Annotated in this window: 16 protein-coding genes and 1 pseudogene; 2 read left to right on the top strand and 15 right to left on the bottom strand. The window is 66.9% G+C overall.

Translation table 11 applies throughout. The features are described 5' to 3' along the window. Positions 1–20: 20 nt before the first annotated feature. The 10 genes from WAX14_RS18545 to WAX14_RS18500 form a co-directional block, all read right to left on the bottom strand. On the bottom strand, positions 21–614 hold the full coding sequence (locus WAX14_RS18545) for a MerR family transcriptional regulator (RefSeq protein WP_422629526.1): 594 nt from the start codon (positions 612–614) through the stop codon (positions 21–23). Positions 615–893: 279 nt separating this feature from the next. Next, the gene (locus tag WAX14_RS18540) at positions 894–1367 is read right to left on the bottom strand and encodes a bifunctional nuclease family protein (RefSeq protein WP_422629515.1); all 474 of its coding nucleotides are present in this window, start codon (positions 1365–1367) and stop codon (positions 894–896) included. A 123-nt stretch (positions 1368–1490) separates the two neighbouring features. Further along, positions 1491–2231 carry a MerR family transcriptional regulator gene (locus tag WAX14_RS18535; protein ID WP_422629514.1) on the bottom strand — a complete coding sequence of 247 codons (741 nt, stop codon included), beginning with the start codon at positions 2229–2231 and terminating at the stop codon, positions 1491–1493. Continuing rightward, a complete protein-coding gene (gene garA, locus WAX14_RS18530; protein WP_422629513.1) occupies positions 2231–2698 on the bottom strand; it encodes an oxoglutarate dehydrogenase inhibitor Odhl in 468 nt (155 codons plus the stop codon). Before garA ends, WAX14_RS18535 begins: the two co-directional genes overlap by 1 nt. A gap of 177 nt (positions 2699–2875) precedes the next feature. After that, positions 2876–3280 (bottom strand): glycine cleavage system protein GcvH, encoded by a 405-nt coding sequence (gene gcvH, locus WAX14_RS18525; protein ID WP_422629512.1) that lies wholly within the window; start codon positions 3278–3280, stop codon positions 2876–2878. Positions 3281–3323: 43 nt separating this feature from the next. Further along, positions 3324–4067, bottom strand: a complete 744-nt coding sequence (locus WAX14_RS18520; RefSeq protein WP_422629511.1) for a DUF881 domain-containing protein — start codon at positions 4065–4067, stop codon at positions 3324–3326. Position 4068: 1 nt separating this feature from the next. After that, entirely contained in the window at positions 4069–4434 is a 366-nt protein-coding gene (locus tag WAX14_RS18515) for a small basic family protein (RefSeq protein ID WP_422629510.1), read from the bottom strand. Next, positions 4431–5291 carry a DUF881 domain-containing protein gene (locus tag WAX14_RS18510; RefSeq protein ID WP_422629509.1) on the bottom strand — a complete coding sequence of 287 codons (861 nt, stop codon included), beginning with the start codon at positions 5289–5291 and terminating at the stop codon, positions 4431–4433. Before WAX14_RS18510 ends, WAX14_RS18515 begins: the two co-directional genes overlap by 4 nt. Then, a complete protein-coding gene (locus tag WAX14_RS18505) occupies positions 5288–5914 on the bottom strand; it encodes a CDP-alcohol phosphatidyltransferase family protein (protein WP_422629508.1) in 627 nt (208 codons plus the stop codon). Before WAX14_RS18505 ends, WAX14_RS18510 begins: the two co-directional genes overlap by 4 nt. A 76-nt stretch (positions 5915–5990) precedes the next feature. Next, complete coding sequence (locus tag WAX14_RS18500) at positions 5991–6608, bottom strand: NUDIX hydrolase (protein ID WP_422629507.1); 618 nt, start codon at positions 6606–6608, stop codon at positions 5991–5993. A gap of 173 nt (positions 6609–6781) precedes the next feature. On the opposite strand from WAX14_RS18500, the gene WAX14_RS18495 reads away from it, so the two are divergent. Beyond that, complete coding sequence (locus tag WAX14_RS18495; protein WP_422629506.1) at positions 6782–7177, top strand: MmcQ/YjbR family DNA-binding protein; 396 nt, start codon at positions 6782–6784, stop codon at positions 7175–7177. A 21-nt stretch (positions 7178–7198) separates the two neighbouring features. Here WAX14_RS18495 and ubiG read toward each other — a convergent pair whose 3' ends face one another. Continuing rightward, positions 7199–7987 (bottom strand): bifunctional 2-polyprenyl-6-hydroxyphenol methylase/3-demethylubiquinol 3-O-methyltransferase UbiG, encoded by a 789-nt coding sequence (gene ubiG, locus WAX14_RS18490; RefSeq protein WP_422629505.1) that lies wholly within the window; start codon positions 7985–7987, stop codon positions 7199–7201. Positions 7988–8155: 168 nt separating this feature from the next. After that, entirely contained in the window at positions 8156–9160 is a 1005-nt protein-coding gene (locus WAX14_RS18485) for an SMP-30/gluconolactonase/LRE family protein (protein ID WP_422629504.1), read from the bottom strand. 95 nt (positions 9161–9255) lie between these two features. On the opposite strand from WAX14_RS18485, the gene WAX14_RS18480 reads away from it, so the two are divergent. Further along, positions 9256–9948, top strand: a complete 693-nt coding sequence (locus tag WAX14_RS18480; protein ID WP_422629503.1) for a Clp protease N-terminal domain-containing protein — start codon at positions 9256–9258, stop codon at positions 9946–9948. A gap of 26 nt (positions 9949–9974) precedes the next feature. Here WAX14_RS18480 and WAX14_RS18475 read toward each other — a convergent pair whose 3' ends face one another. The 3 genes and pseudogenes from WAX14_RS18475 to WAX14_RS18465 form a co-directional block, all read right to left on the bottom strand. Continuing rightward, positions 9975–10391, bottom strand: a complete 417-nt coding sequence (locus WAX14_RS18475; protein WP_422629502.1) for a VOC family protein — start codon at positions 10389–10391, stop codon at positions 9975–9977. 83 nt (positions 10392–10474) lie between these two features. Continuing rightward, positions 10475–11677 (bottom strand): NAD(P)/FAD-dependent oxidoreductase, encoded by a 1203-nt coding sequence (locus tag WAX14_RS18470; protein WP_422629501.1) that lies wholly within the window; start codon positions 11675–11677, stop codon positions 10475–10477. A gap of 80 nt (positions 11678–11757) precedes the next feature. Next, positions 11758–12074: pseudogene (locus WAX14_RS18465) on the bottom strand (RNA polymerase subunit sigma-70); the annotation flags it as partial.

Raw genomic sequence — 12074 nt, 5'->3', positions numbered from 1 at the left:
GTTTTCCCTAGCCCGTTTCCCTAGCCGATACGGCGGTCGATGCGGTTCCGGCGACGCGACGCGAGTTCGTCCTCCGGACGCTGCTCCACCTCGCCACCGTCGACGCGTTCCGCCGGGAAGTCCGCGATGCTGCCGGTCAATTCCCGCATGGCGCCACCGACCGCGATTCCGAACACGCCCTGTCCGCCCTGCAGTAGATCGACCACTTCCTCGGGTGAGGTGCATTCGTACACGGTGGTTCCGTCGGAGAACAGGGTGATCTTCGCGAGGTCACGAACGCCGCGTTCACGCAGGTGATCGACCGCGACGCGAATGTTCTGGAGCGAAATACCGGTGTCCAGCAGCCGTTTGACGATTTTGAGGACGAGGATGTCCTTGAACGAGTACAACCGCTGGCTTCCCGACCCGGCAGCCCCACGGATCGAGGGGACGACCAGGCTCGTCCGAGCCCAATAGTCGAGTTGGCGGTAGCTTATTCCGGCGATCTGACAGGCGATGGGAACGCGATAGCCGACAAGTTCGTCGGGAACTGAATCGTCCGGGAACAAACCCGGTTGAATGTCGTCCGCACCGTGTCTCGGCGACACCGAGGTCGAGTAGGTTCCGTCGTCGATATCGACGTGACGCTGTCCCTGCGGCCGATCTCGCACTGTGTGACTCCCTCTCGCGTGCCCATCCGTCGCCCCGAAACAACCGACGGGCGGATTCCCCCCCACCCATCCGATCGTCGCGTGCTCTCAGGCCCGTCGAGCAGATCCGAACTGCGGATTCACTCAGGGTACGCTCCACGTCGAGCGTTGGGCAGCAACACGCCGACAGGGTGCAACTTCGATGCCGCACCCTATGCGACGAATAGGCGCATCGAACCGTGACACAGTCGGCGGATTCCGGTGTCAGCCGTCCGTCGCCTTGAAATCGTCTGGAGACACGGACTCGAGGAACTCTTTGAACTTCTCGACCTCGTCCTCCCGTTCGTCGGGCATGACGAGGCCGGCCTCCGCAAGCACCGGCTCCTCCACAAAGACCGGCACACCGACGCGCAACGCGATCGCCACCGCGTCGGACGGACGGCACGACACACGCCGACCGCCTTCGAACACCAGATCCGCGTAGAAGGTCCCTTCCTGCAGATCCACGATCCGAATCTCCTGCAGGGTATGACCGAACGCTTCCAGGAGATTCTTGATCAAGTCGTGTGTCAGCGGTCGCGCCGGTTCGACACCCTGCTGCTCCAGCGCGATCGCGGTCGCCTCCATCTGACCGATCCAGATCGGCAGATATCGTTCGCCATCGGACTCACGCAACAGCAGGACCGGCTGGTTCTGCGGCTGTTCGACCCGAATGCCCACTATCCGCATCTCGCTCATGCCGGTGCCTCCATCCCGCTGCCCGTCCGGGGGTGAACCCCGCATGACAATCCTGCCTGAATTCTAGTTCGCTCCGGCAGACGCGTCAGGTACCCGCCGGCAGCGACCACAGGCGGCGCGCCGCTACCGATCCAGGGCGCCGTGCACCGCTGCCTTCACCAGGCAGGTGTGCAGCGTCAACGACAACGCCGCCAACTCCCTGACCATCTCGTCCGCCCGTGCCCGTGCACCGGCATCACGTCCCTTCGCAACCGGTCCGGCGATCTGTGCGACCAGGCTCGCTTCGCGATCTGCGGCGAGCTTGAAGGCCCGCAGGTGCCGCACCTCCAGACCGAACTCCGACATGGCCTTCGCAGTGCGCGCCAACAGCACCGCATCCCCGTCGAAGAAACCTGCCGCGCCCGGAACGATCAGTCCTGCCCGGACAAGTTCGGTCAGGAAGGCTCCGTCGATCGCCGCACTCTCACACAGGTCGTCACGGCTCATCCGGACTTCCCGATCGGTGCGCAGAACCTCCGGCGAGACCTCGCCCGGCGCCACCGCCAACGGCCGTGGACGCTTCGGACGAGAGTCCCCTGTGCCCACCGCCGCAGCACCTCGGTCGATCGCCTCGAGTTGCTCCTTGATCACCTTCAGAGGCAGGTACTGATCGCGCTGCGCGGTCAGCACGTACCGCAGTCGCTCGCAGTCCTCGATCGAGAAGCGTCGATATCCCGAGGGCGTACGTTCCGGGCTGATGAGCCCTTCGGCCTCGAGAAACCTGATCTTCGAGATCGTCACGTCCGGGAATTCCGGACGGAGCCGATCGAGAACCGATCCGATCGACATTCCGCCCGGCGCCGGTTGGCGGGCAGCAGCGGTCATCAGCTACCCGCGCCCTGGTTTCCTCGCGGACCGGTGAGAAACACCAACCGGAACTTTCCGATCTGGACTTCATCCCCGTTCGCCAGCACCGCCGAATCGACCGGCTCGCGGTTGACATAGGTGCCGTTGAGGCTTCCGACATCGACGACCTGGAACTCTCCCTCGTCCTGACGGAACTCGGCGTGCCGGCGGCTGACGGTCACGTCGTCGAGGAAAATGTCACTGTCGGGATGCCGCCCCGCGGACGTCGTCGGCTGGTCCAGCAGGAAGCGCGATCCCGCGTTCGGCCCGCGCTTGACGACGAGCAGTGCCGATCCGGCGGGTAGTCCCTCGACGCCCGATACCGGGGCTTCCGAGGTAGCTGCTCCCGAGCCGGCGTTCTCCAATTCACTCAGGAAGTCGGCGCGAAACACCGAAGTGGTTTCCGCAGGGCTTTCCTCGTATCCCGCGTTGCCGTTCTCGCTCACCGTTACTCCTTATCCGTTCGGCCGATCAGGGCAGCTTCCCCGATCGGCCGTAGTTTCGTTCAGCCACGATCACTTTCGATACGGACCCGCGCCCCGACAACGGCACACGCCTGCCACGACCGTACCCTGCGCCGGCTCCCCGGCGTAGGCGGACGCGGTTGTCGCGCACGGGAACCGTCAATTCTCGGTGAGAGCGCGGTAGCCGTCGGCATCCATGGTTTCACCGAGCGCCGCGTCCAGCTCGCCCGCACTGCCCACCTCGACGTCGACGAGCCAGCCCTCGCCATATGGAGCGGTGTTCACCAACTCCGGGGTTGCCTCCAGATCTGCGTTGACGGCTACCACTTTCGCGGTGAGCGGCGCGTACACGTCCGAGACACTCTTGGTCGATTCCACCTCGCCGATAGACTCGCCTGCGCTCACTTCGGTTCCCGCTTCCGGCAGTTGCACGAAGACCACGTCGCCCAGTTGCGATTGCGCGTACGCGGTGATGCCGATCCGCGCTGTGGTCGCGCTCGTCCGCTGCACCCATTCGTGCTCCGCCGTGTACCGCAGATCGACGGGGGTCTCGAACTCACTCACGGCAGGGTCCTTTCGGCGACGACATTCGTCATGAACGTCGGATTCAGTTTCCGGGCTGAGAGTATTGGCGCGCTTCGATCTGCCGCAAGGCGGACACAGTGACCTGCGACGACTGTGCGATCGTCAATGCTCCTCCCGTCCGCGCGACGGTGTCCACCACTCCGCCAGGGATGTTCAACGCGGCCGCCAAGGTCGGCCCGTCCCCGATCGCGGTCACCGTGTACGGGGCGACGAGCGGAACATCGTCGACCACGACGGAACCACCTGGTCCGGTCACCCAGGAATCGACACCGATCCGAAGGGGTGCCGCGTCTGCGCCTGCGATCTGGATCGCCTCCGCTCCGGCCGCGCGCAATTCCTGGACCATGTCGAGGACAACCTCGGAGCCGACGCCACGCACCGGGTCCGTCACGGTCAGCACGACACCCGGGCCGGCCGCAGGGACTGTTCCGACCTGTATGGAGAGGTCGGAGAGTCGCGCACGGGCCTCGTCGAGCGCGGCCTCGGATCCGTTCTGCTCGAGGCCGGTCAGCGTCGATTCGAGCGCGGTGATTTCCTGGCGCAACGCCGCCTCGGTGCGATTGAGGTTGTCGAGCAGCACGAGCAGATCGGCCGGGCGTGCCGAATCGAGCGCATCACCGGATCCGGTGTCGCGGACCTGCGCGGCGATCGCAACACCGAGCAGCACGATCAGCAACCCCGCGAGAATCGGGAACAGTAACCGCGGCCTTCGCGACGGTGCCACGTTCGCGGCCTCGGGCAATTCGTGCCGCCCTTCGTGTTCCACGTCATGCTCCGAACAGGCGGCGGCGCAGCGCGGACGCGTTACCGAAGATGCGGATGCCGAGGACGACGATGACGGCCGTCGACAATTGGGTACCGACACCGAGTTGGTCGCCGAGCCACACGATCAGGGCTGCGACGAGCACATTGAACACAAAGGACACGACGAACGTCTGGGCGTCGAAGATGTCGTCGAGGTACGCGCGCAGACCACCGAACACGGTGTCCAGGGCCGCGACGACCGCGATCGGAAGGTAAGGCTGGATGATCTCCGGAACTTGCGGGCTGAAGATCACCCCGGCGACGATCCCGATCGTCAGGGCCAGGACCGCGTAGAGCGCATGGCCGTGCCTGAGGACGTTCCTGTTCAACGATTTCCTTCCAATGCAGATTCGACGTCGCGGACGGCTGCGGCAGGCATGGTCACGTCGTCGGCTTCGGCGATGGTGAAACCCACCCCGTACAACTGTTGGACACCGGCCATCCGCAGGTACGCGTCGCTGACGACAAAAGAAGTTTGCAGTCGGCTCGGTGACCCGACGGCCGACACTGTGTACGGGGAGAACACCGGTCGATTGTCGACGAGCATGGCTCCGCCTGCTTGCCGGACCGTGACGCCGGGTCCGATGCGGACGTCGTTGATCGCGATCGCTTCGGCGCCGCCTGCCCACAGCGCATTGATCACCGATTGCAGGTCACGGTCGAGCAGTACGGCTGTCCGTGGATCCGTGCGCTGCCCGGAGTCGGACAGGTTCGGTTTCGCCGCCGGGTCGCTCAGCGTCACCGTGATACCTGGACCGTGCACCTCGGTGGCTGCGGCGGCGTCCTCGGTGCGTCGAAGCACGTCGAGGACGCCGGTGCCGGTGGTGTTGTCGGCGAACAGTTCTTCGCGGCGCCGGTCGATCTGGACGGCGAGGTCGTCGCGGGTCGCGGTGAGCACTTCGGCCCGTTGGGACGCCGCGCGTACGCCGGCGAGCATCTCTGCCTGGACGCGGTCGGAACCGGGACCTCGATCGCTGGTCTCCGCGTAGGCGATGCCGATGGTGAGGCCGACGAGCAGCGCTCCGACCGTGATCCAGACGAGCACGCCCTTCCGAACAGGCCTGGCGTGACTGGTGGTGCGGTCTCGGGCTGCAGCCGCGTATCCGGGGTCGAGGTGGTCCTCGAGGAGCGCGGTCAGAAGCGACGGTACCGGGTTGCGGCGGATCTGCTCCCAGTGTCGGTTCATGTCGGGGTGTGCCGCGCTCGCCCGGGTCCCGGCATGACCCGGGCTGTTTCGACGGCGCGATAGAGGTAGAGCGCTCCGGTCCAGAGGTAGAGCGCTGTCCCCCAGATGAGCGCGGCCCACCCCAACGGCTCGACAACATCGGCGGCAGCCGGGACAGCGAGCGCGAACAGTAGCAACGGGAGCGCGCACATGAGCAGGAAGGTCGCCCCTTTCCCGAGGTAGAGCACATCCGGTGGCGGCAGTCCGCGCCTTCGATACACCGCCAGCGTTGGGGCGAGAACCAGTTCGCGGCCGATGAGGACGGCGGCGATCCACCAGGGGACGATGCCTCGTGCGACGAGCGCGACGAGGGTGGTGACGATGTAGAGGCGGTCGACGAGTGGGTCGAGAAGTGCTCCGAGTCGCGACGTCTGGTCGAGGAGCCGGGCGAGTTTGCCGTCGGCCCAGTCGGTGACGCCGCTGAGGACGAGAACGGCCAGCGCCCAGCCGTCGGCGTGTTCGACGAGGATCAGCCACAGGAACAGCGGTATTCCGAGAAGGCGGACGATGCTGAGCACGTTGGGAACGGTGAGGATCCGATCGGACGCGACCGGAGCGGCACCGGTGGTCGTCACGTCGTTCATCGTCGAACCTGCTTCGTTGTCGTGTGGGCGGTCCCGCCAGCCTTCCACACCGGTGGTCCGGTTCCCTCCTGCCCGGTCAACGCCACGCGAAGACCGGCTGTTCGAGGTCGTCGATGCGGGTGTGCCGTCCATGGAGCGCGATTTCGCGGAATTGGTACACGACGGCGGCGGTGGGTGCGTGGACGAGGTGACCGCGGAACGGCCATTGGATGACGGGTCTATCGGATTCGGGGATCGGCACGAAGCGTGGTTCGCTGTCGATCTCGGCGGGGGTGACCGCGAAGAGTTCAGCGACTTCGTCGGGGCTCGGCGTCAGCTCGGCGATCGCGGTGTCGGACCACACGACGAACGGCGACATGATGTATCCGGAGCGGGTGGGGTAGTCGTCGAGCCGGCCGATGATCCGGTCGGGTCCGGCGAGCAGGCCGAGTTCTTCGTGCAGTTCCCGCAGGGCGGCCTGTTCGGGGGTTTCGCCCGGGTCCAGGCGTCCGCCCGGAAGCGCGAACTGGCCGGGGTGGGCGCGCAATCGCGTCGGACGGCGGGTCATCGGTACGACCTGATTGCCGTCCCCGTCGTCGAGAACGGCGATGACGACGGCCGCGTGGCGTCGCCCGTCCAGTGGGATGCGCCGGGACTCGAACGTCGTGAATGCTTGTACGAGGGAGTCACGATCAAGAGGTTCGGGTGCCGGCATGGTGTCGACAGTACGGCGTCGATCCGAGGGTGATAAAGGCGTTTCGGATCGTGGCGGTGGAAGCGGGGTTGCGGAAACTCCGAAGTTATTCGGCTTATTTCGCCTTTCCGTATTCTCCGAAATACTTTGCGGACTCCGGATGGCGGCTCCGCAGCACGAGTAGTCTCGCCTACATGCCGCATCCGATCATGTTCGACGAGAACGATCCGCTGTTGGCCCGCGTGCGATCGATCGCTCTCACGTTTCCCGGTGCCGCCGAAAAGATTTCACACGGGCGGCCGTTCTTTCACACGAAGACGGCGTTCGCGGTGTACGGAGGCTCCACCAAGGCGGGCGGTGCGCAGTTTCCACGATCGGTGATCGTCAAACCGGCGCCGGAGGAGCGACTTGCACTGCTCGATGAAGCGCACACCTACCTTCCCGCGTATCTGGGTCCGTCGGGCTGGATGGGCTACGACCTCGACCGGAACGATCTCGACTGGACCGAGGTCGGCGAACTACTCGACATGTCGTTCCGGATGACTGCGCCCGCGACGTTGGTTCGCCGGCTGGACGCGTCCGTGACGTGACGGCCCGGGCCTGTCCCCCGGTCAGCCGCGCGCCGCGGCCTTGACGGCGTAGCCCATGTAGTTGGCGCCCGTGTAGGGCACACGACCGAAGTTGAGGCGTCGGCTGACTTCGCCGTAGGTCAGGCGCCCCTGCCGCGCGCGGTGCATGTCGAGCAACCTCCGCGGGTCGACGGTGCGCAATCCGAGTCCGGTGAGCCCGGCGAGGCGCAGTCCGTGCCGTTCGAGCGCTGCGGTCAGTTCGGCCGGGGTGATGAACATGGACCAGTCGTGGATGGCGGTGTCGAACATCCGGGTCCAGCGCCACTCCTGCATGATCTTGATGACGACGAGTTTGCCCAGCCATGTGCGGTTGATGGTGTCGAAGAAGTAGAGGCCGCCGGGGGCGAGGGCGCGTGCGGTCTCGGCGAGGACGGCATCGAGGTCGTCGACATGTTCGAGGACGTCACAGCAGTAGGCGAGATCGAACGACGCGTCCGGTACGGGCAGGTGTTCACCGACCCCTTTGCGGTAGTCGATGTTCAGGCCGCCCGCGGTGGCGTGCCGGTGCGCGGCCTCGAGCGACACCGCCGACGGGTCGATCCCGACGACGGCGCATCCGGCACTCGCGAATCGCTCGGCGAGAAATCCGCCGCCGCTACCGATGTCGAGGGCCCGCAGTCCGTCGAGGGTCGTGTAGCCGCGGTGCCGCAGCACACCCCGGAAGTAGTCGAATCGCGCCGGAGTGAGACTGCCTTGAAGCAGGTTGAGCGGGTTGGATTCGTCCCACCATCCCGTGCCGATCCGGTCGTAGACATTGTTGTCGATCGGCACCGGTGTCACCGTCCTTCGACTCGGGGTTCCGGTCGCCTCCAGAGTTCCTTGTCCACAACCGCTCTGTCCAGGTCGACGGATTCGACCACGCGTGGATATTCTGTAAATCAAGCGCTTCCGTCCAGTCCGAAATCTCACCACCGCGACTCGACGCCTGCACCCGAAGGCTCATCGAGGCAGGTCGACGACGAGAATCCCCGGCCGGTCCAAACTGCCCAGGTAGAGCCTCGCGTCGTGTTCGACCACTCCCGTGACCATCGGAAAGTCGACGTCGTCGGCCTGCAGGTCGCGCAGGACGCGCCCGTCCTCCCCCACGCACATCACCCACGTGGTGTGCCCCGCTCGGGTCAACAGCGGGGTCGGCAACCGCCAGAGGAGTCTGCGTAGCCACGGCGGCGTCGCGCCGAGCCGATCGAGCAGCCTGTTACGGGGAGTGACCATCGCGATCCACAACCGGCCGCCGCGCGCCCGCGAAACGTTGTCCGGCATGCCCGGCAGGTTGTCGAGCAGCACATCGGGGGCGTGCGGGGCGTCGACCGGGACACGGGTGAGCCGATAGCCGTCGGTTTCGACGAACAGCACCGCGGTTTCGTCCTCGGTGAGCGTGATGCCGTTCGGGAAGTGCAGGCCGTCGAGGACGACGTGGACGGCGCCGTCGGGGTCGCGTCGCAGCAGTCGGCCGCTGCCGCGGTGTTCGAGCAGCGCACCGACGTAGCGGTCGAGGTCGTGCCGGGTGCTCGATTGGGTGAACCAGATCGTGCCGTCGCGAGCGAGGGTCGCGTTCGAACAGAATCGCAGCGGCTCGCCGTCGACCACGTCGGCGATCGTGGTCACGGTGCCGGTGGCTGGATCGAGGCGCAGTAGCCCTCGATAGGCGTCACAGACGAGGATCGACCCGTCGGGGCACATCTCGAGGCCGAGCGGTCGGCCGCCGGTCGCAGCGAGGGTCCGCTCGGTATCGGTTGCGGGGTCGACGCGGAGAATGCGCCCATCGGCGACCCCGCACACCAACCGGCCGTCGGAATCGACGACGACGTCCTCGGGCGCGTGCCCGGTCAACGGAATGATCCGGTGCGCGGGGAACGGTTCGGGTCCGGTGCGCCCCGCCGCGCGCGGCGGGGGCGGGGGCAATCGTCGGACGGTGGGGTCGAGCGGTGGTTTCGGAGAGTGCACGCGGTGATTGTGCCGCGTGGGTGTCACCGATCGCAGCCGATCCGTTCGTCAACTCAAGGTTGACGTGTTGCCGAACGTCAACTTAGAGTTGACGCATGACGACACCACGCTTGGACGACCTCATCGACGGCATCCGGACCGGCTATCCGGACCAGCCACTGGACCAACTCACCGCCGCGGTCCTCGCCGCCGAGCACCTGAGCGAGATCTCCGATCACCTCATCGGTCACTTCGTGGACCAGGCCCGCCGCAGTGGCGCGTCCTGGACCGAGATCGGCGGCTGTATGGGCGTGACGAAGCAGGCCGCGCAACAACGCTTCACCCCCAAGGCCGATGCCAACATGTTCACGCGGTTCACGCCCCGGGCCCGCACCGCGGTCGTGCGATCCCAGGAGGAAGCACGCGCCGCACACCTGACGGAGATCGGTGCCGCACACCTGCTGGTCGGCCTGACAACAGATCCCGACAATCTTGCGATGCGTGCGCTCGCCGAGCAGGGAGCCCCCGCGGACGCGATCCGCGCCGCCGCCGAAGCCACCCTGCCCGCAGGCGACCCCGATACCGACTCCCCCACGTTGATCCCCTTCGACGGACCGTCGAAGAAGGTTCTCGAACTCACCGTCCGTGAGGCGCTGCGCCTGGGCCACAACTACGTGGGCACCGAGCATCTGCTGCTGGCGATGCTCGCCCCCGACAGCGCGACCGCGCCGGTACTCGCCGGCCTCGGCGTCACCACCGAGGCCACCGAACGTTACGTGGTGGCAGTACTCGCCGAGTACGGGAAGTAGAGCGCTACCGTCCGTCGCCGGTAGCGCTACCGTCCGTCGCCGGCGATGTTCACCAGCCACGGGACGCCGAAGCGGTCCGTGCACATCCCGAAGATGTCACCCCACGGCGCCTTCCCGAGCGGCATCGCGACCGTGCCACCGTCCGACAACTTGTCCCAGTAACCGCGTAGTTCGGTCTCGTCGTCACCGCTGAGCGAGACCGAGAAGTTGTCCCCCGGGGTCAGATCCATGGCCGTCGGGGTGTCGGACGCCATGAGTACCAGTCCGTTCGGGGCGGACAGCTGGGCGTGCATGACCTTGTCCTGCTCTTCGGGCAGATCACCGGCATGGAATTCACCGAACGTGCTGACGGCCAGTTCGCCGCCGAACACGGACTGGTAGAAGTCCATCGCCTGCCGGGCGTTGTCTCGGAAACTGAGATACGGATTGAGTTGCGTGCCCATGAACGACCTCCCGATCGGGGTCCGACGGTTCGTGTCGCCATCCGATTCTCGTGGCCGTCACCTGCCCTCGGGCGATATTCGGCTCACGGGGCGACGACCGGGGCCGGATCGCCGGTGACCGCAAGGTGACGACGACGGTGCGGCAGCAGCACGGTCGGATGCGCGATGCTCCACGCCGCCCCAGCGCAGACGAATTCCTTGATCCGCGCCGCGACCCGGCCCGTGACCGCGACGCCGGTGGCCCGGTCGTCGGGGGTCACGCGCTGAATGATCCCGTCGCGCCGTCCCAGGCTGATGCACTGCACGGTGTAGCCGATGGTGGACTCGCGGACCGCGCGTCCGGTCAGGCGGGCTGCGAGCGCGTCCGCCGCTGCCCAGGCCATCGGGATCCCCGACGCGCACGACATCCGCAGCGGTCGTCCGCCGGCGCCGTCGGCGAGGGCCGCGTCACCGATAGCGTAGACGCCGGGATGCGACACCGACCGCATGGTGCCGTCCACCACGATCCGACCGTCGTCTCCGACCGTCAACGCGGTGGCGGCGGCGATCGGGTGCACGGCGAATCCGGCGGTCCAGACGGTCACGTCGCCCGCAATCGTCTCGTGTGTGTCGGTGGCCACTCCGTGCGCATCGACCCGCGTGACGTCGGTGTGCTCGTAGACGGTGACACCGAGTCGGGCGAGGGAGGTGCGCAGGTGCCGTTGGGCCGTGTCGCCGAGCCATCCCCCGACACGATCGCGGTCGACGATCGCAATGTCGAGGCCACGGTGGGATTCGGCGATCTCGGTGGCCGCTTCGATGGCGGTCAGGCCGCCGCCGACGACGAGGATCCGCGCGCCGCGGGGCACATTGTCGAGTGTCGCGCGCAGCCGCAGGGCCGCGGCCGTGCCCGCGATGTTGTGCGAGTGTTCGGCGACGCCGGGAACACCGTGGTCGGCGACGGTGCTTCCGAGGGCGTAGACGAGGGTGTCGTAGGCAGGGGCTCGGTCTCCGAGTGCCTGAGCTCCCCCGGCGTGCGCGAGTTCGACGGTTCGTCGGTCCACGTCCACCGCGGTGACCCGCGCCGCGACCACCCGGATGTTCCGGGGACCGAGGATGTCGGCCAGCACCCGGCGCGGCAGGTCCTGCCCGCTCGCCAGTTGATGCAGGCGCACGCGTTCGACGAAGTCGGGATCGGCATTGACGACCGTGATCTCGACGTCGTCGGGGTGGAGTTGACGGGCGAGTCGGCCGGCGGCGTTGGCTCCGGCGTACCCGGCTCCGAGGACGACGATGCGGTGCTTCATGGCGTGCTCCTTCCAGATGGGGTTCGTCTCCTGAACCGGGCAGCCGCACCGTTACTGACAGATAGGGACTGTGATCTACATCACCAGTGCGCGACGAGGGGTTCGTGCGGGCGCGTCGCCGCCCAGCTCCGTGTGATCCGTTCGAGCTTGTCGGGGTTGGCCTGGATAGTCAGCCCGGCGACCCGGTCGTCGGTCACGTCGAGGCAGAAGACACCGACGACGCGACCGTCCACCTCGACGAGCACGGCGGGCCCGCCGTTGACTCCGGCGGCGTAGACCGCCGGGTTGCCGCCGATGACGGCTCGTTTGGCGTCGGTCGGACGGAACAGTCCGCGCAGGTACTGTGCGACGGCAACCGCGCCGGCGACCGGGCCGCGGCGCACCGGGACCCGCCCGC

The organism is Rhodococcus sp. (in: high G+C Gram-positive bacteria), assembly GCF_049299235.1.
In the GTDB taxonomy this organism is placed as follows: Bacteria; Actinomycetota; Actinomycetes; order Mycobacteriales; family Mycobacteriaceae; genus Rhodococcus.
The sequence above is the reverse complement of the archived record's forward strand: the minus strand, read 5'-3'. Positions and strand labels throughout refer to the sequence as shown.

Bases quoted from the DNA above. Each gene is read 5' to 3' on its own strand.
- WAX14_RS18540 (WP_422629515.1), bottom strand. From the start codon at position 1,367: ATGAGCGAGATGCGGATAGTGGGCATTCGGGTCGAACAGCCGCAGAAC.
- WAX14_RS18535 (WP_422629514.1), bottom strand. From the start codon at position 2,231: ATGACCGCTGCTGCCCGCCAACCGGCGCCGGGCGGAATGTCGATCGGA.
- WAX14_RS18510 (WP_422629509.1), bottom strand. From the start codon at position 5,291: ATGAACCGACACTGGGAGCAGATCCGCCGCAACCCGGTACCGTCGCTT.
- WAX14_RS18505 (WP_422629508.1), bottom strand. From the start codon at position 5,914: ATGAACGACGTGACGACCACCGGTGCCGCTCCGGTCGCGTCCGATCGG.
- WAX14_RS18500 (WP_422629507.1), bottom strand. From the start codon at position 6,608: ATGCCGGCACCCGAACCTCTTGATCGTGACTCCCTCGTACAAGCATTC.
- WAX14_RS18495 (WP_422629506.1), top strand. From the start codon at position 6,782: ATGCCGCATCCGATCATGTTCGACGAGAACGATCCGCTGTTGGCCCGC.
- WAX14_RS18480 (WP_422629503.1), top strand. From the start codon at position 9,256: ATGACGACACCACGCTTGGACGACCTCATCGACGGCATCCGGACCGGC.
- WAX14_RS18475 (WP_422629502.1), bottom strand. From the start codon at position 10,391: ATGGGCACGCAACTCAATCCGTATCTCAGTTTCCGAGACAACGCCCGG.
- WAX14_RS18470 (WP_422629501.1), bottom strand. From the start codon at position 11,677: ATGAAGCACCGCATCGTCGTCCTCGGAGCCGGGTACGCCGGAGCCAAC.